19 protein-coding genes and 1 tRNA gene are annotated in these 24428 nt (G+C 71.1%); 14 read left to right on the forward strand and 6 right to left on the reverse strand.

The window, feature by feature from the left end; translation table 11 throughout:
- Positions 1 to 36: 36 nt before the first annotated feature.
- Positions 37 to 1284 carry a radical SAM family heme chaperone HemW gene (hemW, locus tag ACSRUE_RS28680; protein WP_441286379.1) on the reverse strand — a complete coding sequence of 416 codons (1248 nt, stop codon included), beginning with the start codon at positions 1282 to 1284 and terminating at the stop codon, positions 37 to 39.
- A 260-nt stretch (positions 1285 to 1544) separates the two neighbouring features.
- On the opposite strand from hemW, the gene ACSRUE_RS28685 reads away from it, so the two are divergent.
- A complete protein-coding gene (locus tag ACSRUE_RS28685) occupies positions 1545 to 3719 on the forward strand; it encodes a RelA/SpoT family protein (protein WP_437767431.1) in 2175 nt (724 codons plus the stop codon).
- Positions 3720 to 3729: 10 nt separating this feature from the next.
- Here ACSRUE_RS28685 and ACSRUE_RS28690 read toward each other — a convergent pair whose 3' ends face one another.
- The gene (locus ACSRUE_RS28690; RefSeq protein WP_441286380.1) at positions 3730 to 4332 is read right to left on the reverse strand and encodes a YkgJ family cysteine cluster protein; all 603 of its coding nucleotides are present in this window, start codon (positions 4330 to 4332) and stop codon (positions 3730 to 3732) included.
- 298 nt (positions 4333 to 4630) lie between these two features.
- Here ACSRUE_RS28690 and amrB point away from each other — a divergent pair, with 298 nt between their 5' ends.
- Complete coding sequence (amrB, locus tag ACSRUE_RS28695; protein ID WP_441286381.1) at positions 4631 to 5899, forward strand: AmmeMemoRadiSam system protein B; 1269 nt, start codon at positions 4631 to 4633, stop codon at positions 5897 to 5899.
- A 112-nt stretch (positions 5900 to 6011) separates the two neighbouring features.
- Here the strand turns inward: amrB and ACSRUE_RS28700 are convergent, their stop codons facing one another.
- Positions 6012 to 7241, reverse strand: coding sequence for an FHA domain-containing protein (locus ACSRUE_RS28700; RefSeq protein WP_437301585.1), 1230 nt, complete (start codon positions 7239 to 7241; stop codon positions 6012 to 6014).
- Positions 7242 to 7653: 412 nt separating this feature from the next.
- Here ACSRUE_RS28700 and ACSRUE_RS28705 point away from each other — a divergent pair.
- Positions 7654 to 7728 (forward strand) — tRNA-Gly (locus ACSRUE_RS28705).
- A gap of 187 nt (positions 7729 to 7915) precedes the next feature.
- The gene (locus tag ACSRUE_RS28710) at positions 7916 to 9079 is read left to right on the forward strand and encodes an AAA family ATPase (protein WP_012236471.1); all 1164 of its coding nucleotides are present in this window, start codon (positions 7916 to 7918) and stop codon (positions 9077 to 9079) included.
- Here ACSRUE_RS28710 and ACSRUE_RS28715 read toward each other — a convergent pair.
- From ACSRUE_RS28715 to ACSRUE_RS28725, 3 genes are all read right to left on the reverse strand, one after another.
- Entirely contained in the window at positions 8991 to 10190 is a 1200-nt protein-coding gene (locus ACSRUE_RS28715; RefSeq protein WP_441286382.1) for a pseudouridine synthase, read from the reverse strand. The two genes, ACSRUE_RS28710 and ACSRUE_RS28715, sit on opposite strands and share 89 nt — an antisense overlap.
- 226 nt (positions 10191 to 10416) lie before the next feature.
- Complete coding sequence (locus ACSRUE_RS28720) at positions 10417 to 11196, reverse strand: hypothetical protein (RefSeq protein WP_441286383.1); 780 nt, start codon at positions 11194 to 11196, stop codon at positions 10417 to 10419.
- Position 11197: 1 nt separating this feature from the next.
- Complete coding sequence (locus ACSRUE_RS28725; RefSeq protein WP_441286384.1) at positions 11198 to 12046, reverse strand: hypothetical protein; 849 nt, start codon at positions 12044 to 12046, stop codon at positions 11198 to 11200.
- A 352-nt stretch (positions 12047 to 12398) separates the two neighbouring features.
- Here ACSRUE_RS28725 and ACSRUE_RS28730 point away from each other — a divergent pair, with 352 nt between their 5' ends.
- From ACSRUE_RS28730 to ACSRUE_RS28775, 10 genes are all read left to right on the forward strand, one after another.
- The gene (locus ACSRUE_RS28730; RefSeq protein WP_437767437.1) at positions 12399 to 12608 is read left to right on the forward strand and encodes a ribbon-helix-helix domain-containing protein; all 210 of its coding nucleotides are present in this window, start codon (positions 12399 to 12401) and stop codon (positions 12606 to 12608) included.
- A 266-nt stretch (positions 12609 to 12874) separates the two neighbouring features.
- On the forward strand, positions 12875 to 14677 hold the full coding sequence (gene lepA / locus ACSRUE_RS28735) for a translation elongation factor 4 (RefSeq protein WP_441286385.1): 1803 nt from the start codon (positions 12875 to 12877) through the stop codon (positions 14675 to 14677).
- Positions 14678 to 14757: 80 nt separating this feature from the next.
- Positions 14758 to 15399, forward strand: coding sequence for a hypothetical protein (locus ACSRUE_RS28740; protein ID WP_437767439.1), 642 nt, complete (start codon positions 14758 to 14760; stop codon positions 15397 to 15399).
- 23 nt (positions 15400 to 15422) lie between these two features.
- Positions 15423 to 16865: a M16 family metallopeptidase gene (locus ACSRUE_RS28745; protein ID WP_441286386.1), complete on the forward strand. Its 1443-nt coding sequence runs from the start codon at positions 15423 to 15425 to the stop codon at positions 16863 to 16865.
- Positions 16862 to 18226 carry a M16 family metallopeptidase gene (locus ACSRUE_RS28750; RefSeq protein ID WP_441286387.1) on the forward strand — a complete coding sequence of 455 codons (1365 nt, stop codon included), beginning with the start codon at positions 16862 to 16864 and terminating at the stop codon, positions 18224 to 18226. Before ACSRUE_RS28745 ends, ACSRUE_RS28750 begins: the two co-directional genes overlap by 4 nt.
- A 334-nt stretch (positions 18227 to 18560) precedes the next feature.
- A complete protein-coding gene (locus ACSRUE_RS28755) occupies positions 18561 to 19556 on the forward strand; it encodes a collagen-like protein (RefSeq protein ID WP_441286388.1) in 996 nt (331 codons plus the stop codon).
- 66 nt (positions 19557 to 19622) lie between these two features.
- Positions 19623 to 20144, forward strand: a complete 522-nt coding sequence (locus ACSRUE_RS28760) for a hypothetical protein (protein WP_441286389.1) — start codon at positions 19623 to 19625, stop codon at positions 20142 to 20144.
- A 100-nt stretch (positions 20145 to 20244) separates the two neighbouring features.
- Positions 20245 to 21663 (forward strand): tetratricopeptide repeat protein, encoded by a 1419-nt coding sequence (locus ACSRUE_RS28765; protein ID WP_441286390.1) that lies wholly within the window; start codon positions 20245 to 20247, stop codon positions 21661 to 21663.
- Positions 21664 to 21837: 174 nt separating this feature from the next.
- Positions 21838 to 23400 carry a protein kinase domain-containing protein gene (locus ACSRUE_RS28770; RefSeq protein WP_441286391.1) on the forward strand — a complete coding sequence of 521 codons (1563 nt, stop codon included), beginning with the start codon at positions 21838 to 21840 and terminating at the stop codon, positions 23398 to 23400.
- Positions 23401 to 23436: 36 nt separating this feature from the next.
- The gene (locus tag ACSRUE_RS28775) at positions 23437 to 24426 is read left to right on the forward strand and encodes a hypothetical protein (RefSeq protein WP_441286392.1); all 990 of its coding nucleotides are present in this window, start codon (positions 23437 to 23439) and stop codon (positions 24424 to 24426) included.
- The last annotated feature ends 2 nt before the right edge of the window (positions 24427 to 24428 follow it).

Here is a 24428-nt window from a genome sequence, read left to right on the forward strand (position 1 = left end):
CGCCGCGCGCCCACGTGACGCCCTCGCGGCGCTGCTTCAGAACAGGTCGGCCGCGATGCCGTCGGCGAAGACCCAGGCGGCTCGCGGGACGCGGACCCGCCCGCCGGCCACCTCCAGGCGGCCGGCGCGCTCGAGCCGCTCCGCGGCCCGCCGCCGCGAGGGCGGCCACGCCGGCACCCCGAGCGCCGCCGCGGAGGCCTCGAGATCGAGCCCCTCGCGCAGCCGCAGCCCGAGCATGATCCGCTCGGACAGCCGCGTCTCCGGGTCGAGCCGCTCCTCGCTCTCCACGGCGATCGCCTCGCCGCCCTCGGCCATCGCAGCCATGTACCGTTCCGGACTCACGATGTTCCGGTACCGGACCGCGGACGCTTCTCCATCATGGCCCTCCGCGCCGGCCGAGCGCAGGCCCCAGCGCGGATCCGGGCGCGACACCGTCCCGTAGGCGGCGCACCCGAGGCCGACGTAGTCGATGCCTTGCCAGTAACCCAGGTTGTGGCGCGCCTCGTGACCCGGCCTCGCGTAGTTCGACACCTCGTAATGGGCGAGCCCCTCGGCCTCGAGGGCCTCGTCGATGGCGAAGAACGTGTCCGCGACGCCATCGTCTCCGGCGAGCGGCAGGCGACCGCGCCGCGCGAGCTCTCCGAACGAGGTGCCGGGCTCGACCGTCAGGCTGTACGCCGAGACATGGGTCACCCCCGTCGAGGCCACGGCGCGCGCCTCGGCGGCGGCGTGCTCGGGGCGTTGCTCCCGCGCCGCCTCGACCGTTCCGACCGCGACACCGTAGATGAGATCGCCGCTCACGCGCGGCATCCCGGAGCGGAGCGCCGCCGAGAGCGCGCCGAGCCCGCCGTCAGGGTCGTGCAGGCGCCCGAGGAACCGGAGGCGCTCGACGTCGAGGCCCTGAACTCCGATGCTGAGCCGGTTCACTCCGATCGCTCGGAACGCTCGGGCCCGTAGCTCATCGAGCGAGGTCGGGTTGCACTCCACGGTCACCTCGAGGTCCGGCGAGCGCCGGCCGGCGGCCGCGGTGATGGCCGACAGCACCCTGCCCATCTCGTCCGGCTCCCAGAGGGACGGCGTCCCGCCGCCGAAGAAGATGCTCCGGAGCTCGCGCTCGCCCAGCACATCCTCCCGCTTCCGGAGCTCGGCCAGCACGGCGTCGGCATAGCCGCGGTGGTCGATCGCCTCCCGCGCCTTCGCGAAAGACACGAAGTCGCAGTAGGGACACTTCTTGAGGCACCAGGGGAAGTGGACGTAGACGGTGATCGGCTCCATGGTTTTCATGAATCCGCGACAACATTCGACCCGCAAGCGGGCGAAGCGGAAACTCCTAGATGAACCGAGATGCGGAAGAGGACGGCGTGGATGGCGTGGATGGCGACGAGGACGTGCGGCGGAGCGCGCGTGCCCTGCGCCGGGCAACGCGCCTGGGCGCCTTACTCTGCGCGCGCGCGCGCGTCGCGCATGGTGACACAATTGCGAGGTCTAGATCGCGGTGTTAGCGTGCGAAAGGGAGGGGGCGCATTGCGCCCACCGAACTCTTCATGCTGACGTTGACGGAGCTTGTCGATCGCGTCCGGACCTATCAGCCGGCTGCAGACGTCGATCTCATCGCCCGGGCCTACGCCTACAGCTCTGATGCTCACAAGGGGCAGACCCGCAAGAGCGGTGACCCTTACTTTTCCCACCCGGCGAGCGTCGCCGCGATCATCACCGAGCTCAAGCTGGACACGGCGAGCGTCTGCGCCGGGCTCTTGCACGATGTCGTCGAGGACACGCTCGCGACGACCACCGACATCGAGAACAGCTTCGGCCAGGAGGTGGCGTTCCTCGTCGACGGCGTGACGAAGCTCTCGAAGATCAACTTCGCTTCCAAGGAAGATCGGCAAGCCGAGAACTTCCGCAAGATGCTGGTGGCGATGGCGCGCGACATCCGCGTGCTCCTCGTGAAGCTGTGCGACCGCCTCGACAACATGCGGACGCTCGAGTTCATGAAGCCCGAGGCGCAGGACCGGATCGCCCGGGAGACGATGGAGATCTACGCGCCGCTCGCGAACCGCCTCGGCATCGCGCGCTTCAAGAGCGAGCTCGAGGACCTGTCGTTCAGGTACATCGAGCCGGAAGCCTGGTCGGACCTCTCGCAGAAGGTCAAGACGACCGCGAAGGAGCGGGACAAGTACATCCACGAGGTCTCGAAGGTGCTCGCGGGCAAGCTCGCGGAGCAGGGCTTCGCGGTCGACGTCACCGGTCGAGCGAAGCACCTCTACTCGATCTGGCGCAAGATGCAGGCGCAGCAGTGCGATTTCGACCAGGTCTATGACGTCATCGCGTTCCGCGTCCTCGTCGAGTCGGTGGCCGACTGCTACGCGACGCTCGGCGTGATCCACTCGCAGTGGACCCCGGTCCCCGGCCGCTTCAAGGACTACGTCGCGCTGCCCAAGCCGAACATGTACCAGTCGCTGCACACGACGGTCATCGGACCCGGGCGCGAGCGGATCGAGATCCAGATCCGCACCCATGAGATGCACCGCGTCGCGGAGCAGGGCATCGCGGCGCACTGGAAGTACAAGGAGAACAACTCCGGCGGCATCGACCCGAAGGACGCCGCGCGGTTCGGCTGGCTCCGCCAGCTGATGGAGTTCCAGAAGGAGCTCAAGGATCCGGCCGAGTTCCTGGAGAGCGTCAAGGTCGACCTGTTCCAGGACGAGGTGTACGTCTTCACGCCGAAGGGCGACGTGCGCGTCTTCCCCCGCGGCTCGACGCCCATCGACTTCGCGTACGCGATCCACACGCAGGTCGGCGAGCACTGCTCCGGGGCGCGGGTCAACGGCGCCATCGTCCCGCTCCGATCGAAGCTCCGGAACGGCGACGTGGTGGAGGTGATGACCAACCCGAGCCAGCACCCTTCGAAGGACTGGCTCGATTACGTCTCGACCAGCCGCGCGCGCTCGAAGATCCGCAACTTCCTGCGCACGGAGCAGAGGGAGAAGTCGCTCAAGCTCGGTCGTGAGCTCCTCGAGAAGGAGATGCACCAGCGCAGCATGAGCCTGAGTCGCCTCACGAAGCACGAGGGCGAGCTGCGAAAGGTCATGGAGCGCTTCGGGGTCACCTCGGCGGACGAGCTCTTCATCGCGGTCGGCTATGGCAAGGTGAGCGTCCGGGCGGTGTGCGAGTTCCTCGCGCCCACGCCCAAGGAGAACGAGAAGGGCACGCCGACCCCGCCGCCCGAGTCGATCAAGGAGGGGCGCATCGAGTCGCTCGTCCGCAAGGTCACCGGGCGCGACAGCCATGGCATCCGGCTGAACGGAATCGACGACGTCCTCGTCCGCTACACGAAGTGCTGTAACCCGCTCCCAGGCGACGAGATCGTCGGCTTCATCACGCGCGGCCGCGGCATCACCGTCCACCGCCGCAACTGCGCCAAGGCGTTCGACACGGACCCGGAGCGCCGCGTGGAGATCTCCTGGGACTCGCGCGCGAAGATCAACCGCCCCGTGCAGATCAAGGTGATGACGGCGAACCGGCCGGGCATCCTCGCGACGGTCGGCCACACGTTCCACGAGCAGGGCATCAACATCAGCGAGGCGACCTGTCGCGCGGGCGACGACGGTCGGGCGATGAACACGTTCACGTTCCTGTGCGCCGACCTCGCGCAGCTGAAGAGCGTGATCCGGCGGCTGCAGCGGATCCCCGGCGTGATGGCCGTCGAGCGGACCTGAGCGGCGGGCCTCAGCGGCCACGGCGAGCGCGCGCCGCGGTGCTCGTCCTGGGCGGCGCGCCCGCGGCGCTCGGTCCAGCCTCCGCCAGGGCGCGGGTGAGCGGACGGCCGAGGTCGCCCCCCGGCTCGTGCCGCGCGGCGATCTCCTGCACCTTGCGGACGAGCCGGGTCACGTCGTGGTGGCGGACCGGGGATCCAGCGGAGGCGCGATCACAGAAGAACGTGCGGCACCCGAGGGGCCTCGCGGCGTAGATCGCGCAGCGGCCGGCGTCGGTGAGCATCGGGCACCGCCGCTCCGACGCCTGCGGCAGCGCGCGTCGCCGGCTCGGGCCGCCGGCGGACGCCCCCGGTTCGGGCGTTCCCGCCCCGTTCGCTCGCACGATCCCCTCGAGGGCTCGGCGGCCCCCGCGAGCCGCGATCGCGCGCCGGACGGCGGCGAGCTCGACGGACGTCACGTACGGTTCGCGGCCCGTGATCCCGAACCGACAGCACTCGGTCGAGGCCTCGCACGTCCAGCCGCTGAAGACCTCTTCCGCCTCGCGGTACACGGCCGAGAGCTCGGTGAGCAGATCGGCTTCACGGACGGGTGGATCGAGGGGCGTGGTTCGACGCATTCGTTCGGAGGCGCTCTCGTGGTGATCCGACGTACTGCCAGCCCGAAGCGGCCGCGATGCAAGGGGAGGGGGTGGGGAGGGGGCAGAGCAGGGCGGAGCTTCAGGCCGCGACCCTAGTGCCACGCAGCGCCGCTGCGAAGCAGCAATCCGCCATCCTGACGGGCGCTCTGACGCAGGGCACCAGCGCCGTCCGTTCTGGAGCGAGCTGCCGCTGCGACAGCGGGGGCGTCGGCGCTGTTCCCGGACGCGCGAGGCCGCGCGCTGGGCGGCGAGCGCGCACGCGCTATCCTCGCGCTGGATGCCGGTGCTGCGCCCGAAGCTTCGAGCCCTTGAGATCGTCGTCATCCAGGATGAGCGCCATGGCCGCGCCTTGATGCTGCGCGACACCGAGGGCATCGCGCCGTCTCCGGTCGTCGTTCCCGCCGCGAGCGCCGCCGTGCTCGCGCGCTTCGACGGGAGGCGATCGATCGACGAGATCGCGCGTGACGCCGCCCGGTCGGCGGGCCAGCCCGTGGACGCCGCCCACGTGTCGCAGCTGGCCGACGAGCTGGAACGCGCCTGGATGCTCGACAGCCCGCGATTCCACGCGCGCCGGCGGAGCGTCGTGCAATCGTTCGACGCGGCGCCGATCCGGGCGGCCGCGCACGCGGGCGGCGCGTACCACGGCGATCGACGGAAGCTCGCCGACTTCATCGAGCGAAAGTGCCTCCAGATCGCGCGGCCGCAGGGCGGAGCGACGCGCGCTGCGGCGCCGCAAAGCGCGCCAGCGCGCATGGTCGGGCTCTGCGCGCCGCACATGGATCTCTGGCGCGCCGCGGCGGGCTACGGGCATGCCTATGCCGCGCTGGAGCAGGCGCTGGCAGGTCCAGGGCTCGAGCAGGTCGACACGTTCGTTCTGCTCGGGACATCGCACGCCGCGATGCGCCGTCCGTACGCCGTCTGCGAGAAGACGTTCGCGACGCCGCTCGGTCCTCTCGACCCGGATCGAGAGATGATCGCGGAGCTCGCGGCGGCGAGCCGCTTCGACGTGCGCGAGGACCAGTACCTGCACAAAAACGAGCACTCGATCGAGTTTCAGGCCGTGTTTGTGCGGCACCTCCTCGGCGGCCGCGCGGCGTCGATCGTACCCATCCTCTGCGGCCTCTCGGAGTGTCAGGCGCGGCGTCGCGACCCCGCGCAAGACGATGGCGCCGAGTCGTTCCTGCGGGCGCTCCGCGACGCCCTGGCGAAGCGCCCCGGACGCGTCCTCGTCATCGCAGGAGCGGACCTCGCCCACGTCGGCCCGCGCTTCGGTGATCCCGCGCCCCTGGACGAGCGGCAGCGGACGGCGCTGCGCGACCGCGATCTCGCCTCGATCGAGCGCGCGACGTCGATCGACGCGCCGGGCTTCTTCGTCGACGTCGCTCGGGACCTCGCCAGCCGTCGCGTCTGCGGCCTCGGCCCCATCTACACGTTGCTCCGCGCGCTCCCGCCGTCGTCGCGCGGCGAGATGCTGCACTACGAGCAGTGCGTCGACCCCGAGGAGGGATCGATCGTCAGCCATACGTCTCTCGGATTTTACGGTTGAAGATCCGCGCCGGAACGTCCGCCGGGCGCGCGCCGGCGCTGCGTCATCGAGCGCGCCGAGAGCCCCCTGCGCTGGCGCGACGCGAGGCTCCCGGGCATGAAACGGGCGTCACTCAGCCGCGCGGGACCCTGCGGCGCGCGATGTCGAGGCCGAGCCGGTCGGCCTCACGGTAGATCGCCTGCCGTGACATGCCCAGGGCACGCGCAGCCGACGCGACGGAGCCGTTGGCCCGGGCGAGGGCGTCCTCGAGGCGGGCGCGCGCGAGCGAAGGATCCGTCGCGGGCGGGAGGTTCGGCTTCACCCGCGGGCCGCGCGCGAGCGATCCCGCGATCGGCGTGACGGAGAGCGGACCGTCCGGCGCAGCCTGGGCTGCGGTCACGATGGCCGACTCGAGCTGCGGCACGCCGCCCGGCCAGCCGGCGCGGACGAGCGCCTCCAGGAGCTGCGGGGTGAAGCGGTCGAGGCCGATCGCGTTGCGCTCCGCGATGTCGCGCACGATGAGCGGCACGTCCTCGCGCCGCATCTCGAGCGTCGGGATCGTGATCCGCTTGCCGGAGAAGAGCGAAGCGAACCACGGCGCGACGCGCCCGTCGCCGGCGGCACGGTCGAGCGGCTGTCCGGTCGTCGCGATGATGCTGACGCCGTTCGAGCGACCGACCGAGTGCGCGATCTCCAGCTGCTGCGGGCGCGGCAGGCGATCGGCGTCGAGGACGAGCCATGTCATCGGTCGCGCGCCCGGCGGAATGGCCGGCTTCGTCTCGGCGCTGCCGTCGACGACCAGCGTCTCACCCAGGCCCTCGCGCACCGCTGCGGCGAGGCGGGCCAGCGTCCGCTTCCCGACCCCGGGCGCGCCCTCGATGCAGACGCTGGAGCCCGACTGCACGAGCTTCATCACCGGGTCGATCCAGTCCTTGCGCTGCTTCGAGCCGAACACCAGCGGCCCGAGCCGAGACGGCGCGCCGTCGTACAGCGCGAGGTGCCGCTCGACGAAGACCCCGAGCTGATGCCCGAGGCGAACCACGTCGCCGTGCATCACGCCGATGCGCCGGGCGCGGACGCCGTTCACCCACGTGCCGTCGTGGGTGTCCATGTCCTCGATGTAGCAACCGTCCGAACGCACGCTGATCTTCGCGTGCTCCGGCGCGATCCCGTGGCCCTCGATGCGCCCGTCGCGCGCGGCGCTGCCGATCACGGCGCCGTCCATGAGGCTCACGATCCGCGGCGGAGCGTCGAGCCCGATCAGGACGAGCCCCCACCCGCCGTCGTCATCCTGTCGCTTGGCGTGGACTCCGGACCGGTACTCTTTCTGGAGGACCGGCGCCGTTGTCTCCGCAACGTCCACTCGCAAAGCAGTCTGTTCGTTCATGCTCCCCCCAAGTCCAAAGGACCTGCCTGGTCGACCCAGGCCAACCAAGAGCGCGCCGAGTGGCGGGCACCCTTATGATGTAAGAGCCCCCCACACGGTGCCGCTGTCGCGAACGCGAAGGCTTTTGTGAGCGGCACCGTTCGCGGTGCTGCTTGGCGAGCCCCCTCGCTCGCAATGGCCACACAATACTCGACCAGAGCGGCCGTGCAACCTGCCGGCGACGGAAGTTTTGAGGTTTTGTTGTTGAGAGCTTGACTCCCACCACGCCGATTGGTACTCATCCGCCACGCATCGACGGAGCGAACCTCCGGTGATGACCCGGCGCGAATCAGGATTTTTCTGACAAACGCCTTTAGAAGTGGTTTCCTGAATTAAGTGATTGACATCTGCGGGAGTAACTCAGTGGTAGAGTGCAACCTTGCCAAGGTTGACGTCGCGGGTTCAAATCCCGTCTCCCGCTCCACGACATAGGCTCTGCGGCAGCGAGCAGACCCTGCGAGGCCGGTGTGACCCACCGGCCTCTGTGTTTTGTTCAACGTTTCGCTCAACGTTTTGCTCAACCGCTCGGCGCGCCGGCGTCGTGGGAACGCACAGGGCGATGCGCCGAACGGTGCGCCAGGCGGCGGGCCTGTGATACGAGGATTCGCCTCATGTCCGCTCCGCTCCACGAGCGCCTGCGCCTGCTTGCCCATAGCCTCGAGCGGCAGTTCCTAGGCAAGGACGAGATCATCCGCCTGCTCATGATCGCGGTCGTCGCGGGCGAGCACTGCGTGCTCCTCGGCCCGCCGGGGACCGCGAAGAGCGCGCTCATCCGCACGCTCGCCGAGCTGATGCAGGCCCGTTACTTCGAGTACCTGCTCACGCGCTTCACCGAGCCGAACGAGATCTTCGGCCCGGTCGACATCGGTGCTTTTCGCGAGGGCGTCTACCGCCGGAACACCTCGGGGATGCTCCCCGAGGCGGAGATCGTCTTCCTCGACGAGGTCTTCAAGTCGAACAGCGCCATCCTGAACGCGCTGCTCACGCTGCTGAACGAGCGCAAGTTCGCGAGCGGCGGCCAGGTGCTCCGCTGCCCGCTCATCAGCGTCTTCGCTGCCTCGAACGAGGTGCCCGGCGACGAGACGCTGACCGCGATCTTCGACCGCTTCCTCCTGCGGGTTCAGTCCGACAACCTCGACGCCTACCACTTCAGCGAGCTGCTCCAGCGCGGCATCCAGCAGGAGATCCGGCACATGGCCGGCGAGCCGCTTCGCCCGCTCGTCGCGGCGCGCGAGCTGGCCGAGCTCGGCCGAGGGTTCGGCGCGCGGATGAACTTCGGCGATGCGTTCCTATCGGCCTACAAGGGGCTGGTGTTCCAGATCCGCGCCGAAGGGATATCGCTCTCGGATCGTCGTGTCGTGAAGATGCTCAAGCTCTTCGCGGCGAGCGCTTACCTCGATGGCCGCCAGACGACCGACGCGAGCGACTTCTTCGTGCTCAAGCACATCTGGAACAACCAGGATCAGGCCGCGATCCTCGAGGGCATCGTGCAGCCGGTGCTCGAGGCCTTCTTTCGCGAGCACCCGGATCGCCGCCGCGTCGGCGCGCTCGGCGTCGGCGTGGAGGCGCTCGCCGCGGAGATCGATCGGATCCGGCAGATCCTCACGGGCGGCGCCTCGCTCGGCGACGTCCAGCTGTTCAGTCAGCTGAAGGCGCTCGGCGAGATCAAACAGGCGCTCGCCGGCATCAACGACGCTCGCGCCCGCGAGCTCGAGGCGCGCGTGTCTCAGCTGCTCGAGGCTTCGTTTCGGAGCGGACGCTTCGCGCAGATCTAGCGGCGCCCGGTCCGGGCGTCGCCGGCGCGGCGGCGTCCGTCCTGGAGCGAGCTGTCCGCCCTGCCGGGCTCCGGGCGGGCGTGCTCGGAGCGGCGTCGGTCCTGGAGCGAGCCGTCCGCCCTGCCGGGTTCCGGGCGGGCGTGCTCGGAGCGGCGTCGGTCCTGGAGCGAGCCATCCGCCCGGCCGGGCCCTGACCAGGTGCGCTCGGGGCGACGGCGTTGGCCCTGGAGCGGTCCCTCGGCTGCGCCGGTCCCCGGCTGCGCGCGGCAGCACCAGTGGCTTCCTGTGTAGGCCGAGGTGACGCCTTCGCGCCTGACCGGGCCGAGCTGGTCGTGCGGCGGTGGTCGACCGGACCCGACGACGCGCCCATCCTCGCGCCGCGGATCCGCTTGGGCACGCCGAACGCCTCGCGGATGTGGAGGAGCTCGTCCACCGTCAAGGCGCGCCACTCTCCCGGCCGGAGGCCTTCCGAGCTCACGCCGGCGAACGTCGTCCGGGCCAGGCGCATCACGGGCCAGCCGGTCGCCTCGCCCATGCGCCGGATCTGCTGGTTGCGGCCCTCGCGGAGGGTCACCTCGAGCCACGTCTTGTCGCCCTCGTGGCGGAGCAGCCGCGCCTCGGCCGGCAGCGTGACGCCATCCTCGAGGCGGATCCCTTCGCGCCACGGCGTGAGATCGTCGTCGCTCATGACGCCCTGGACCTTCAGGACGTAGGTCTTCGGCACGCCGCCGCGCGGATGGAGAAGCGCGTTGGCGAAGTCGCCGTCGTTCGTCATGAGGAGGATGCCGCTCGTCGCGAAGTCGAGCCGACCCACGGGGTAGAGCCGCGCGCCCGTGCCGCGCACGTGGTCGGCGACCGTCGGGCGCCCCTCGGGATCGCGCAGCGTCGAGACGACGTTCCGCGGCTTGTGCAGCGCGACATAGACCGGCGCCTCGGAGACGAGGCGCTTGCCGTCGACCTCGATGCGGTCCTTTTGCCGGTCGGCCTTCAAGCCGAGCTCGGTCACGACGCGCCCGTTCACGCGCACCCGCCCGGCGAGGATGAGCTCCTCCGATGCGCGGCGCGAGGCGACGCCGGCGCGCGCGATGATCTTCTGCAGACGTTCTTCCATGGTGTGCTCGGGCCCTACGCCGACGCGATGGTGTCGGCCGACGGCACTGATAAGCACGCCCCTCGCGCCGCGTCGACCGACCTGGGCGGTACGCTGCTGGGATCCGAGGCCGACGCCGGCGCGCCTGCCCTGGCGAACGCCTGTGGCGGCACGAGCACCTGGGCGCGCTCGCGCCGTCAGGGCAGGGGGCGAATTCGACCCCACCTCGGCTCGAAGGAGGCGCGCTCTATTTTTTCTTGTCGCTGGAGGGCGCCGCGCTCCCGCTGTCGCCCACGGCCTCGTTTGCCTCGTCCGCGGCCGCTTGATCGTCCGCAGCCTTCTTCGCGGCTGCAGCGGTGGCCTCCTCTTCCTTCTTGCGCTCGTCGTCCTCGATGCGGCGCTTCAGCTCGTTGTCGTGATCCCACCGATCGACCCGCTCGTCGGCGTCGATGTCCACGCCCATCCGCTCGAGCCGCCCCATGCGGTAGATCTCCCAGACATCCGGCTTGCCGTCGCGGTTCGTGTCGCGCTTGATGCGCGCGAGCTTGCCGCCGCTGTAGTACTTCCACTCGTCGGGGTTGCCGTCGTGATCGGAGTCGACCTTCACCTCGGCCAGCCTTCCGCCGGCGAACGTGAGCCATGTGTCGATCCGGCCGTCGTAGTTCGAGTCGGACTCCTCGTGAAGGCTCTCGCCCTTGTCGTTGTACTTGCGGACGACGTCCTTCACCCCGTCGAAGTTGGTGTCGATCTCGCGGCAGACGAGCGCCCTCTGGCGGTCCTCGCCGGTGCCCACGATCTGCCAGACGCGCCTCACGTTGGGCTGGATCGCGCCTGGCCCGGCGGTCTCGCTCGTCTCGCGATCTTCTTTGCCCTTCCAGTCGCACATCGAGCGATCGTCGATGCTGCCGTCGGCGTTGCGAGCCGTCTCGACCCTCGGCGCCTTCGCGCCTTCGAACCCTGGATCCGAGCCGCACGCCGCGGCGAGCAGGCTGAGCGTGGCCAGCGCGATGAGCGCTTGTCTCCTCATGTCATGGTCCCTTCTTGGCGGCCGGCTGGCCAGGCGCGGAGCCCGCGGGCGCGGCGCTCGCCGCCGTGGCCGCGCCCGCGACGGGGGCCGATGGGGGCGCGGCGGTCGTCGATGCAGCCGCGCCCGCGGCGGGGGCAGCTGTGGTCGCGGCGCCCGGCGCCCCTGCGCCCGCCCCTTGCTCCGTGGGTGCGGCGCCGCCCGGCGGGGGCAGGGGCGCTCTCGGCGCGCCGTACGACTCGGCGCAGAGATCCACCACGCTTCCGGGATCGGCCTTGCCGTCGGCGTTCTGATCGCTCGCCACGACCGCGCACTTCGCGTCGTTCGGGTTGTTGAAATGCCACCACTGGTCGACGATCCCATCGCCGTCGGAGTCGCGCTCGCGGCGCGCGAGGCGCGGACCCTCGTAGTAGTCCCAGGTGTCGAGCTTGTCGTCGAAGTTGGTCTCGCGCTCCTTCAACACGACGGCGCCGTGCTCGTAGTGAGCGATCTCGTCGGCTCGCCCGTCGCGGTCGAAGTCCGATTCGCGCCGCCGCTCCACCCCGTTGCCGTCGTAGTAGATGAAGGCGTCGATCGCGCCGTCCAGGTTCAGGTCGACGACCCGGCAGACCTCCCGGCCGTCTTGCTTCACGTGGATGATGTCGGGTATCCGGTCGCCGTTCACATCGACCTTCTCCGCAGAGGCGGAGTCCTTGTCGCAGGGCTCGTGGACGATCGCCGTGTCCCGTTCGTTGGTGGAGCCCTTCGCGCTCGAGGGCTCCGGCGTCGAGGACGCGCAGGAGGCGACCGAAATGGTGATCAGGGCCACAAGCGAGCACCTGGACGACCGCCAGGTGAGCGGGAATCGCGTCATCAAGAGATTCCTCCGGCCGGCCCGGAACCCTCGGGACAGAAGCTCGACGCGCCGGGCGAGCCGTCCCGACGCGGACCAGCTTCAAGCCGCAGTCTAGACCGCGGTCCGCGCCCACATCAAGAAGCCCACTGGACGCGACGGACGTGACGGACGTGACCCACGTGACGGACGTGACCCACGTGACGGACGTGACGGACGTGACCGACGCGGCCCGCGGCCCAGACCGGCCGATCCCCGAACCCCGGCGAGCGCGGTGGCGCCATTCCGATTGACATCATACGTACCGGCATCTAGGGTAACGTCTTGTCAGTCGTACCCTTCGAGACTGGCGGGTTACCCTCCCGGGCGTGACATGTCGCGGAAGAAAGTCTCGACGACCATCTACATCACGCCCGAGCAGGCCGAGCGGCTGAAGATGCTGCACGAACGCACCAAGGTCCCGATCGCCGTCTACATCCGCGAAGGGATAGATATGGTCCTCAAGCACTACGAGCACGTGCTGCCAGGGCAGATGTCCCTGGAGAGCCCGCCGGTCGCCGCGCCGCCGATCCCGAAGAAATGACCGGCGCCAGGGGCCGCAAGGCTCTGGGCCCGGGGTGCCGGACGCCTGGGCGCCGGTCGCTCGGGGTGGATAGCTTCGCGGCGCGGGTCGCGCTAGGAGCAGGCGCGCCGCGGTCCACCATTTCCCGCGGCGCTCGTAGAGCCGCGCGCCGCGGCTCGCTCCCCCCGGAGGGGCCCGGACGTTCCCGTCCGCTCCCTCGCACCTCGGTCGAGGCCGCGCGCTGCGGCCGCTAACGCTGGTCAGGTCGCCGCGCCCTGAAGCTCGCTATGCCCGTTGATTCCAAGCTCATCCGCAACTTCTCGATCATCGCCCACATCGACCACGGCAAGTCCACGCTCGCCGACCGCATCCTCGACGCGACCGGGGCGCTCACCGCCCGCGAGCAGAAGGAGCAGTTCCTCGACAAGATGGACATCGAGCGCGAGCGGGGGATCACGATCAAGGCCCAGACCGTTCGCCTGGATTACACAGCGAAGGACGGCCAGACGTACCGGCTGCACCTCATCGATACGCCCGGGCACGTCGACTTCAACTACGAGGTCTCGCGCAGCCTCCAGGCGTGCGAGGGCGCGCTGCTCGTCGTCGATGCCACCCAGGGCGTCGAGGCGCAGACCCTCGCGAACGTCTTCCTCGCCCTGGACAACAACCTCGCGATCCTCCCGGTCCTCAACAAGATCGACCTCCCCTCGGCCGACGTCGAGCGGACGACGCGCGAGATCGAGGACGTCATCGGCCTCGACTGCTCCGGCGCCATCCCCGCCAGCGCCAAGACGGGGATCGGCATCGCGGAGATCCTCGAGGCGGTGGTCGAGCGCATCCCGGCGCCGAAGGGCGACCCGAACGCGGCGCCCCGCGCCCTCATCTTCGACAGCTGGTACGACAGCTACCGCGGCGCGGTCGTCATGGTGCGCGTCGTCGACGGCATCATCAGGAAGGGCCAGAAGGTCCGCTTCATGGCGACCGGCCGCGACTACGAGGTCACGGAGATGGGCGTGTTCACGCCCCACGCGACCGCCATCACCGAGCTCGGGCCAGGGGAGGTCGGCTTCCTCGTCGGCAACATCAAGAGCGTCGTCGACACGAAGATCGGCGACACGGTGACCGACGCCGTCCACCCCGCGACGACGCCGCTCCCCGGCTTCAAGGAGGTCAAGCCGATGGTCTTCGCCGGGATCTTCCCGACGGACTCGGCCCAGTACGAGGACCTCCGCGACGCCCTGTCGAAGCTCCACATGAACGACGCCGCGTTCGTCTTCGAGCCCGACACCTCCGAGGCGCTCGGGTTCGGCTTCCGGTGCGGCTTCCTGGGCCTGCTCCACATGGAGATCATCCAGGAGCGGCTGGAGCGCGAGTACAACCTCGACCTCATCACGACCGCGCCGAGCGTCGTCTACCACTGCTACCTGAACGACGGCTCGATGAAGTCGATCGAGAACCCCGCGAAGCTCCCGCCGCCGAACCTCACCGATCGCATCGAGGAGCCGATCTTCCGGATGACCGTCCACGTGCCGTCGACGTACGTCGGCGCGGTCCTCGCCCTGTGCCAGGAGCGGCGCGGGGAGCAGAAGTCGATCCAGTACGCCTCGTCCGACCGCGTGATCATCACCTACGACATGCCCCTCAGCGAGGTGCTCTTCGACTTCCACGACAAGCTGAAGAGCGTGTCGCGCGGCTACGCGTCGATGGACTACGAGCTCGTCGGGTACCGCGCCGACGATCTCATCAAGCTGGACATGCTGGTGAACGGCGACCCGCTCGACGCCCTCAGCGTCATCGTGCACCGGGACAAGGCGTACGCCAGGGGCCGGGACCTCGCGGTGAAGCTCAAGGACATCGTGCCGCGCCAGCAGTACGAGGTCGCGATCCAGGCGGCGATCGGGTCGAAGGTCATCGCGCGGACGACCGTGAAGGCGATGCGCAAGGACGTGACCGCCAAGTGCTATGGCGGCGACATCAGCCGCAAGCGCAAGCTCCTCGAGAAGCAGAAGGAGGGCAAGAAGCGGATGAAGATGGTCGGGAGCGTCGAGATCCCGCAGGAGGCGTTCCTCGCCATCCTGAAGATCGACTGACGCGCGGGGGCGCTGGTCAGCGCGCGCCGCGCGGCCACGCGAGCGTGGCGGCGCGCGGCGCGCGCTCGTATAAGCCGCCCATGCAGCCCGCCCCCGTCCGGCCGCGCGAGCTCCGCGCGGCGTTTCCTGCCCTCGCCCTCGGCCTCGCCGTCCTCGCGTGCGACGATCAGCGCGCCGCGGCGCCTCAAGCGTCCACCTCAGCCTCCGCGCCGCCGGTCGCGGACAGCGCGGCGCCGGCCCCGAGCGCCGCGGCGGCCCCCGCGGCCACGGAGGCCGCGAAGCGAGAGATGCCGCCGCGGCCGATCCCGATCGGGTCGAGCGGGCCGATCCAGCCGAGCGCGCCGGCGGAGCAGCAGATGATGGCGATCCAGTACACGCTCGCCATGGTGTCGCCGCGGTCGACCGACCCGCTCGTCGACAAGCCCTACCTCGAGGGCATCCTGCCGAAGCTCGCCGCGGCGGTGCGCACCGCCGACAAGGGCAAGACCCCGCCGAACCCCGCCAAGGCGACCAAGGGGAACAGGAAGATCGAGGTCGACATGGGCAAGGGGTGCACCGAGCGCACCCCGTCCAACCTGCTCGCGCAGCGGGCAGGCTCCTCCCTGAGGGAGGCGTACGACGCGGGGATCCTCGTCATCTCCTGCCACGACGACCGATGGGAGTGCCACCAGTCGACACGGGATCCGAGCGACGTCCTGTGCCACGCAGCGCCGCGGCGCTGAGCGTGGTATGGGCTGCGCCTGCCATGCAGGAGACGCTTGCCTACTCGGTCCCCGGCGCCGACGCCCTCCCTCGAACGGATCCGCTCGCCGAGATGCTCGTCGAGCTGAACCGCGAACGCCCGCCGCTCGCCCGGCTGCGCCACGACGCCACCGTCGCGTTCGGTCCGACGATGCGCGTCGAGCGCTTCGCCCTCGGGAACGGGCTCAAGGTGCTCGTGCTCGTCGACCCCACGGCGCCCGTGGTCTGCCTGCAGACCTGGTTCGGCGTCGGCTCGCGCCATGAGCGCGTGGGCAAGACCGGCATCGCCCACCTCTTCGAGCACCTCATGTTCGGCGAGACGGAGAGCGTCGCCCACGGCGCGTTCGACCGGATGCTCGAGGAGGCCGGCGCCGAGACGAACGCGGCGACGTTCCTCGACTGGACCTACTACCACACGAACCTGCCGAAGGACGCGCTCGCGCTCACCCTCCGCCTCGAGGCGGAGCGCATGGCGCGGCTCGTCCTCCGCGATCCGCAGGTGTCGAGCGAGAAGGAGGTCGTCGCCAACGAGCGGAGGCAGCGGGTCGACGACGACGTCGACGGGGCGGTGAGCGAGCTGCTCTACAAGGAGGCGTTCACCAAGCACGCCTACGGGTGGCCGACCATCGGCTGGATGGAGGACATCAAGGGCTTCACGACCGAGGACTGCGTCGAGTTCTACCGGACGTACTACGCCCCCAACAACGCGGCGCTGGTCATCGTCGGCGACGTCGCGCTCGACGAGGCGCTGCGCGGGGTGCAGGACCACTACGGCGCGCAGGAGCCCTCGAAGATCCCGGTCGAGGAGGTGTGCCCCGAGCCGCCGCAGATCGCGGAGCGCCGCGCCGAGGTGGTGAAGCCGACCGCCACGCACAAGGTCGCGATCGGCTACCGCGCGCCGGCGCTCGGGGACTTCGACCACGCGCCCCTCGCCCTGCTGAACGAGATCCTCTTCTCCGGGCGGTCGTCGCGCGTGCACCGCGCGCTCGTTCAGGAGCAGGAGATCGCGAGCGAGATCCGGGGCTGGGTCGGCTCGTTCCGCGATCCTTCGCTCTATGACATCTATCTCTCGGCCCGCGGCGAGCACACGGGCGAGGCGCTGCTCGCGGCCCTCGATCCGCTCCTCGAGGCGGTGCGCCGCGCGCCGGTCACCGAGGCGGAGCTCGATCGGGCGAAGGCGCGCATCGAGCTCTCGGTCCTGCAAGGGCTCGAGACCGTCGCCGGCAAGGCAGAGCAGATCGGCTTCTACGAGACGGTGCTCGGCGATCCCGCGGCCCTGTTCGAGCGGCTCTCCGCCTACCGGCGGGCGACGGTGGGGGATCTGCTGCGTGTGGCGCGGCGCTACCTGGTGAGCTCGGCGCGGACGGTGATCCACGTGATCCCGGACGGGACGAGCGACGAGGACGACGAGGACGGGACGGACGCGGAGAGCGAGGAGGCATCGTGAGCCAGAGCGTGAAGAGCGGCCTCGCCTGGGGCGCCGAGGGGCAGGGCAGGGGAGCGACGGGCGGTCGCGTGGCGCCCCGCGACGGCGCGGTGCTCGTGGAGACGAGCCACGCGCTCCCCATCGTCAGCATCGTCGTCGCGTTCCCCTCCGGCTCGGCGCACGATCCGGCAGGGCGCGAGGGGCTCGCGCGCATCACGGCGCGCATGCTCCGCCGCGGCGCGGAGGGCTACAGCGCGAACGAGATCGAGGAGACGATCGACGCGCTCGGCGGGGAGTTCGGCACCGACGTGGCGACGAGCGCGACGACGGTACATTTCGAGGTGATCAAGCGCTCGCTCGATCGGTTCGTCGAGCTCGGGGCCACGCTCCTCGCCCGCCCGACGTTCTCGCCGCCGGAGCTCGCGCGGCTCCTGCGCGAGGCCGAAGCCGAGCTCGTCGAGGCGCGCGACAGCGATCGCTCGCTCTGCAGCCGCGCCTTCCGGCGGACCCTGTTCGCCGGGCACCCCTACGGCCGCCGCGTCGCGGGCACCATCCCGACGCTGCGGGAGATCACGCGCGACGACGTCGCCGCGTTCTATGCGCGGCACTACAGCCGGCGCAACGCGATCGTCGCCATCTCGGGCGACATCGAGCCCGGCGAGGCGCACGGGGTCGCCGAGCGCCTCCTGTCCGGCCTGCCCGAGGGCGAGGCGATCCCGGATCCGGTGACGGATCCCGGGGCGAGGCCGGGGCGTTGCCTCGTGTTCGTCGACAAACCCGAGCGGACGCAGACGCAGATGGTCATCGGCGGGCTCGGCACCGATGCCCACGACCCCGATCACATGGCGCTCCTGGTCGCGAACACCGTCTTCGGAGGCACCTTCTCGTCGCGGCTGATGCAGGAGGTCCGCGCGAAGCGCGGCTGGTCCTACGGCGCCTCGTCGCGCGCGGGCTTCGATCGGCACCGCGACGCGTTCACCATGTGGACCGCGCCCGCGGCGCAGGACGCCGCCGCCTGTCTCTCCCTGCAGCTCGGGCTGCTCGAGGCGCTGCGGCGCGATGGGATCACCGAGGACGAGCTCACGTTCGTGAAGCGCTACCTCGTCCGCTCGCACGCGTTCGAGATCGACACCGCGAGGAAGCGCGTGCACCAGAAGCTCGACGAGCTCCTGTACGATCTGCCGGAGGGGTACCACGAGACCTACCTGAGGCGGATCGAGGACGTCACGCTCGAGGAGGCGAACGCCGCCGTGCGGCGCCGGATCTCCGAGGACGATCTGGTGATCGGCGTCGTCGGCACGCACGAGGAGATCGGCGAGGCGATCGCCGCGGCCGTCCCGAAGCTGGCCGAGGTGAAGGTCGAGCCGTACGATCTCGAGTAGCCGGCGCCGTGCCGAGGGTGATCACGTCGCGGCGCGCAGGCCGCGAGACCCGGGCGCGCGCCGTCTCGGGCGATCTCGCCCCGCGGCGGCGAGGCCCCGGCGCTGGTGACGCCGGGGGCCTGTCCGAGCGGCGCCGGACGACCGGGAGCGCGATCGGAACCGCCCGTCGGCCGCCGGCATCCAAGGCGCTGCTCCTTCGCGAGATCGTGGCAGGGCTCGCGGCCCGCTCCAGGATCACCGGCGTCTCCGGCCGCGATCCCTCAGCGCGCGCCGCGCGACGCCTGCCACGGCGCACCTGGCGCCGGCTCGCGAGGGCGAACGAGGGGAGCTCGCGATGAAGGCACGAACCATCCACGCGCCGGTCCTTGCCGCGGTGACCGCGCTGTCCGGGCCCGCTGCCGCGGCGGTCCCCGTCACGATCACCCACCAGGGACGCCTCTTCGATTCGGTCGGCCAGCCCATCGACGACACGCTCGACGTGGTGTTCGCGTTCTACGACGCGCCCGACGCGCCCGTGCCCGTCTGGAGCGAGCTCCACACCATCACGTTCGACCAGGGTTATTTCTCGGTCGACCTCGGCGAGCTCGCGCCCGTCGACAAGCCGGTCTTCGACGGCGCGGCGCGCTACCTGGGGATCACCGTGGGGGACGACCCCGAGATGGTGCCCCGCGCCAAGATCGCGAGCGTTCCGTATGCGCTCCAGGCCAGCAACGTCGCGGGGGACATCACGCCGAACTCGATCTCCATCGGCGGTCGCCTCGTCATCGACAGCAGCGGCGTGTGGGTCGGCGATCCGATCGGCCTGCAGGGCGCGCCGGGGCCCGCGGGCCCTCCCGGCGCGGCCGGCCCGGCCGGTCCGGTCGGGCCGAGCGGTCCGGCTGGGCCGCCTGGCGCTGCCGGGCCCCCGGGGGCGGAGGGGCCGCAGGGGCCTCCTGGTGTCATCTCGAGCACCTATGTTTCCGGCGCGGGCGCCACCCCTCAGAAATCGCTGCAGTTCCTGGCTGCGCCCGCGACCGTGAGCGTGACTGCCTCGGGGCAGCGCGTCGTGGTCGTCTCCAACAAGGCGCTCGGCGCCGCGTCGACCGCCGCGGACCAGCTCCACCTCTGGATCTGCTCTCAGCAGCTCTCGCCTCTCGGGGAACTCAGCCCAGAAGGGACGGGCGTCTATGCGGTCCAGGTCCCGGCGCACACCCGCATCGCCATGGGGCTGAGCGCAGTGCTGTCGCCGCCACCGGGCCAGTACAGCGTCGGCCTCTGCGGGAAGTCCGATAGCCCCTTCTGGACCAACAACGACTACTCGTACACCTCCGCTGTCGTCTCGATGCAGTAAGGTCGGCCTGGGCGGCCAACCTCGCGCGCCGCGAGGCGCGCGGCGCCTTGCCCTCCGATCGCCACCATGCAGAAGGAGCTGATGACCCCCGCGGCGATCCTGCTCGGCAGCCTCTTCATCGCAGCAGGGCTCTACCTCGGGCTGCAGCGTCCGCCGCCACCTGCGCTTCCGTCGGCCAGCGGGGAGGCCTCGGCAGCACGTGCGGGCGCGCTGCCTGCGACCGCGGGCGCGCCCGCCCCTTCGCTGCCTGTGCCTCGCCCCGCGCCGGCGGGAGCCTCGCCGCTGACGAGCGAGCTCTACAAGCGTGTCGAGGGGGATGCCGCCAGGGAGCTCGAAGCGCGCCGGTCGCTCTTCGTGAAGCAGTGCTGGGAGCCTTCGCTCAGGAAGAACCCGGCTCCCGCGCGCGCCAGGTACATCTTCAACATGACCTTCGATGCGTCCGGGAACGAGATCGCCCGCGGCATCAGCGAGGTGCGAGGGATGGATCGTCCCGACGCGGCGCAATGCCTCCGGATGATGCCGCTCGAGCTCATCGTGCCGCCGCCCGGAACGCGCGTCTCCGTCGAGATCGAGATGACCCTGCCGTGAGCGCGCCGTGGCTGTGAGGGCGCCTTCGCCACGGAGGCCGCGACGCAACGATGCCTCTCCGCCGTTTGGTCCGCGATGGGCGGTGGGCTAAGGTCACGCCGTGCCTTGGCTTGCTGAGCTCGCCCTGCACCTCTGCCGCGCGCTGCACCTCGTGGTCCTGGCGATCGCGCCCACGTGGCTCTCGCCTGAGCCGCTCCCGGCCGGCGCGCTCGCCCTCTCGGGATCGCTCTCGGCGGCCGCGCTCGCCGCGGCGCTCGGCCTGTCGGCGTGGCTCGCCGCGCGGCTCGATACACGGCTCGCCAGGAACGGCGCGGCGCTGCTGTGGATCGCGATCGCCGCGGCGCTCGCGGCCACGCTCTACTACCGCGGGCCTCGCGCGCCGCTCGCGCAGGGGGTCGTGTTCGTCGCCGTTCCCCTGTGGGCGGCGCTCGCGACCCTCGCCGCCGCCGCCGCGGAGCGCTGGCTCGGATCGAGCTTCAAGCACCGGCGCATGGGGGCCGCGATCGTCGTGATCGGCCTCGGCGTCGTCCAGGTGAACGGGGCAGCGCCCCTGCTCGGGTCGCGCGAGCGGATGTGGTGGGCGGCGCTGCGCCGCGACGGCGCGCACCTGCGCGCGATCGACGAGCTCACGAGGCCGCTCCGCGAGCGGCGCAAGCTCGACGAGCTCGACGGCGTCGCGGCGCGCTGCCTGAGGATGCACCCCGCCGCCGCCGCGCCCGCCGCGCCCGCCGCGCCGGCCACGTGCGCCTGCCTCGCGCTGCGCGCCGAGGCGAGGCTGCACGCCCGCAACGCTGGCGCCGCCCTCCGCGACGCGGAGTCCGCGCGCGAGCGGTGCCCGGAGCAGAGCGGCACGCGCGCGGTCCTGGCCGAGGCGCTCGCCGTCGCCGGCCGCCCCGAGCGCGCCGAGGCCGAGGCGCGGGCCGCGCTGGAGGAGGGCGGCGACCCGCCGCGGCTCCGCTATGCGCTCGCGCTCGCGCTCGAGCGCGCGGGTCGCCTGGCCGAGGCCAGGGCCGAGGCGGATCGCGCGATCGACGCCGGCGCCGGCCGGAAGGCGCAGCTCCTCGCGGGAGCGCTCGCGATCCTGGCCGGAGATCTCGACGGGGCGAAGGCGCGCCTCACGCCGCTCGCCGAGCAGGATCCCTCGGACGCCGAGGTGCTCTACAACCTCGCGCTCATCGCCGACAAGCGCGGCGACTACAACGGCGCACGTCAAGGCTACCTCGCCGCCCTGAGGGCCGAGCCCAGGAGCGCCGATGCGCGCTACAACCTCGCGCTCCTGACGTTCCGCGCGGGCATCGCCGAGGAGTCGCGCCACCACGTCCGCAAGTTCCTCGATGCGTTCCCTGACGATCCGCGGGGCAGCCAGCTCGCGCAGGCGACGGGCACGCCGCTCGGCAAGACGTACAAGACTGACAAGACCGACAAGGCCGACAAGACCGACGCCGGCGCGCTCCCGGGCCGGCCCGCCGAGCGGCGGTCTCTGCAGGAGCCCGCCGCCGCGAGCTCGGGTTCTCGTTAGCTTCCGCCGCGAAGCGTCGTAAACGTCGTCAACGGCGCAAACGGCGCAAATCCACGGCGGAGGATGGCGGGGCTTCTGCGCCATTTCACGCTGTCGGTCCCAGTTCACTTTTGCATGGCGCGAACGTGACCCTGGATGACGACCTGTGTTATTCCAGAAGGTCTGGGAGGCTGCGTGACACCCGCCGCGGGGAACACCGTTGCCGATCGCTTTCGCCTGGTGCGTCCGCTCAGGCAAGGCGGGATGGGCTCGGTGTGGCTCGCCCAGCACCTCGGCCTCGACATCCCGTGCGCGATCAAGTTCATGAACGCGCAGGGCGTCTCCAAGGAGGTGCGGCACCGGTTCGAGCGGGAGGCGAAGGTCGCCGCGCAGATCCGCAGCCCGCACGTCGTGCAGATCCTCGACCACGGCGTCTGGCAGGGGACGCCGTACATCGCGATGGAGTACCTCGAGGGGGAGGACCTCGACACCCGCATCCAGCGCGTGGGGCGGCTCGACCCGCACGACACCATGGCGATCACGGCGCAGGTGGCGCGCGCCCTCACCAAGGCGCACGCGAGCGGCCTGGTCCATCGCGATCTCAAGCCGGCCAACATCTTCCTCGTCCGGGACGACGACAGGGAGATCGCCAAGGTGCTCGATTTCGGCATCGCGAAGGACAGCACGCCGCAGGTCACCTCCACCACGAAGACCGGCTCGCTGCTCGGGACGCCCGCGTACATGAGCCCGGAGCAGGCGCAGGGCACCAAGAGCATCGATCACCGCTCGGATCTCTGGTCGCTGGCCGTCGTCGTGTTCGAGTGCCTCACCGGCAAGCTCCCGTTCAACAGCGAGGCGTTCGGCGATCTGCTCCTCAAGATCATGGTCAAGCCGCTGCCCGTGCCGTCGCAATTCGCCCCCGTGCCGCCCGGCTTCGACGCCTGGTGGGCCCGCGCGGCGTCGCGCGAGCCGGACGCGCGATTCCAGAGCGCGAAGGAGTTCTGCGACGCGCTCGCGCTCGCGCTCGACATCGCGAGCGAGAGCTTCGAGCCCAGGACGAGCATCGTCGGCCCGTTCCGCGTGTCCGGCGAGCGCATCTCGGTGGAGCTCGGGTTCGCGCCACGCTCGAGGGAGAGCGCGGCGCTCCCCGACGCGGGGCCCGACAGCGCGGCGCCTTCGTTCGGGGACGCGGTCACGCTGATCGCCTCGGCGGACGGCGACGCTGCGCGGATCTCGGCTGGGTCCGGCGCGACGGTGGCCTCGCCAGGAGCAGCGGTGGGCGCGTCCGCGATGTCCGGCCGCCAGATGCGGTCGCAGACCACCAGCGCGCTGGTCTCGGTGGTATCTCCCCCGGTCCGGCGGCCTGTCGTCGGGCGCGCGCTCGCCGCCGCGGCGGCCGGCGCGGTCGTTCTCGTGGCGGTCGCGTTCTTCGCCCTGCGCGGCGGGAGCCCTGACGCGACCGGGCAGCCGCTCGCGCAGCCGGCTCCCACGGCGTCGGTGTCCGGTGCGCCGCTGGGGCTCGACGGGGTGGCGCCGGCCACCGCCTCCGCCCAGGCGCCGGAGCCGCCACCCTCGGTGGCCCTGACGCCCGCGGCCTCTGCGACGACGTCCCCGGCCTCGACGACGGCGCCCTCGGCCTCGGCGACGCCGGGTGGCCCGCGTGTGCCATCGGCTCAGCCCGCTCAGGCGAAGCCGCGCTCCCCCGCGCCGCCGGGGAGCGTCCGCCGCAAGCCGAAGCCGACGGACTTCGGCATCTGACGTTCACCTGCAGCACCTCGCACGGACCTCTTTCGTATGGCTCGTCGACTCGGGATCGCTTCCTTGCTGCTCGCCCTGACCTTCACGCCCGCCGCGCTGGCGCAGGTCTCGGACGCCGATCGCGCGACCGCGCGCTCGCTCGCCGTGGAGGGGCAGGAGGCCCTCGAACGAAAGGACTTCGCGGCCGCGCTCGATCGGTTCGGCCGCGCGGACGCCATCATCCACGCGCCGACCCTGCTGCTCGGCGTCGCCCGCGCCCAGGTGGGCGTAGGCCAGTGGATCGCGGCCCAGGAGTCGTACAGCCGCATCCTCCGCGAGGGGGTGCCGGAGAGGTCGCCCGAGCAGTTCTTCGAGGCGATCGCGGCCGCTCAACGCGAGCTCGACGCGCTCGCGCCCCGGATCCCGCAGGTGCTCATCTCGGTGAGCGGGCCGGACACCACCGCGGTCACGATCGACGACGCGCCGGTGCCGCGCGCCGCGCTCGGGGTCCGGAGGCCGGTCGATCCAGGTGACCACGTCGTCCGGGCGTCGGCCGCGGGGTTCGCTCCGATCGAGGTGAAGGTGACGCTCGCCGAGGGCGCCAGCGAGACCGTCGCGCTCCAGCTCAAGCCGGTGGCGCCGCCGCCTCCGGTCAAGCCGCGTCCACCGGTGGCGCCGGGGCCAGACCCACGCGCTCCTGCTCCCGGTTCCGGCGGCAGCAGCCGCACGGTGCTGGCGATCGCCGCGTTCGGGCTCGGCGGCGCCGGGCTCGCGGCCGGCGCCATCGGCGGCGTGCTCGCGCTCGGCAAGCACGGCGATCTCTCGGAGCGCTGCCCCGGCGACCGGTGCGCCCCGTCGCTCAGGGGCGAGGTCGACAGCTACCACGCGATGGGCACCCTCTCGACGATCGGGTTCGCGATCGGCGCGGTGGGCGTCGGCGCGGGGGCGTTCCTGCTGCTCACAGCGCCGAGCTCGCCGGAGCGCGCCGGGATATCGATCACGCCCGTGATCGGGCTCGGCTCCGCGGGAGCGAAGGGGAGTTTCTGATG

The organism is Sorangium sp. KYC3313 (assembly GCF_052075895.1).
Classification (GTDB): Bacteria; Myxococcota_A; Polyangia; order Polyangiales; family Polyangiaceae; genus Sorangium; species Sorangium cellulosum_B.

Coding starts and splice junctions, on each gene's coding strand:
- hemW (WP_441286379.1), bottom strand. CDS start 1,284: ATGAAAACCATGGAGCCGATCACCGTCTACGTCCACTTCCCCTGGTGC.
- ACSRUE_RS28685 (WP_437767431.1), top strand. CDS start 1,545: ATGCTGACGTTGACGGAGCTTGTCGATCGCGTCCGGACCTATCAGCCG.
- ACSRUE_RS28690 (WP_441286380.1), bottom strand. CDS start 4,332: ATGCGTCGAACCACGCCCCTCGATCCACCCGTCCGTGAAGCCGATCTG.
- amrB (WP_441286381.1), top strand. CDS start 4,631: ATGCCGGTGCTGCGCCCGAAGCTTCGAGCCCTTGAGATCGTCGTCATC.
- ACSRUE_RS28710 (WP_012236471.1), top strand. CDS start 7,916: ATGTCCGCTCCGCTCCACGAGCGCCTGCGCCTGCTTGCCCATAGCCTC.
- ACSRUE_RS28715 (WP_441286382.1), bottom strand. CDS start 10,190: ATGGAAGAACGTCTGCAGAAGATCATCGCGCGCGCCGGCGTCGCCTCG.
- ACSRUE_RS28720 (WP_441286383.1), bottom strand. CDS start 11,196: ATGAGGAGACAAGCGCTCATCGCGCTGGCCACGCTCAGCCTGCTCGCC.
- ACSRUE_RS28725 (WP_441286384.1), bottom strand. CDS start 12,046: ATGACGCGATTCCCGCTCACCTGGCGGTCGTCCAGGTGCTCGCTTGTG.
- ACSRUE_RS28730 (WP_437767437.1), top strand. CDS start 12,399: ATGTCGCGGAAGAAAGTCTCGACGACCATCTACATCACGCCCGAGCAG.
- lepA (WP_441286385.1), top strand. CDS start 12,875: ATGCCCGTTGATTCCAAGCTCATCCGCAACTTCTCGATCATCGCCCAC.
- ACSRUE_RS28740 (WP_437767439.1), top strand. CDS start 14,758: ATGCAGCCCGCCCCCGTCCGGCCGCGCGAGCTCCGCGCGGCGTTTCCT.
- ACSRUE_RS28745 (WP_441286386.1), top strand. CDS start 15,423: ATGCAGGAGACGCTTGCCTACTCGGTCCCCGGCGCCGACGCCCTCCCT.
- ACSRUE_RS28755 (WP_441286388.1), top strand. CDS start 18,561: ATGAAGGCACGAACCATCCACGCGCCGGTCCTTGCCGCGGTGACCGCG.
- ACSRUE_RS28760 (WP_441286389.1), top strand. CDS start 19,623: ATGCAGAAGGAGCTGATGACCCCCGCGGCGATCCTGCTCGGCAGCCTC.
- ACSRUE_RS28775 (WP_441286392.1), top strand. CDS start 23,437: ATGGCTCGTCGACTCGGGATCGCTTCCTTGCTGCTCGCCCTGACCTTC.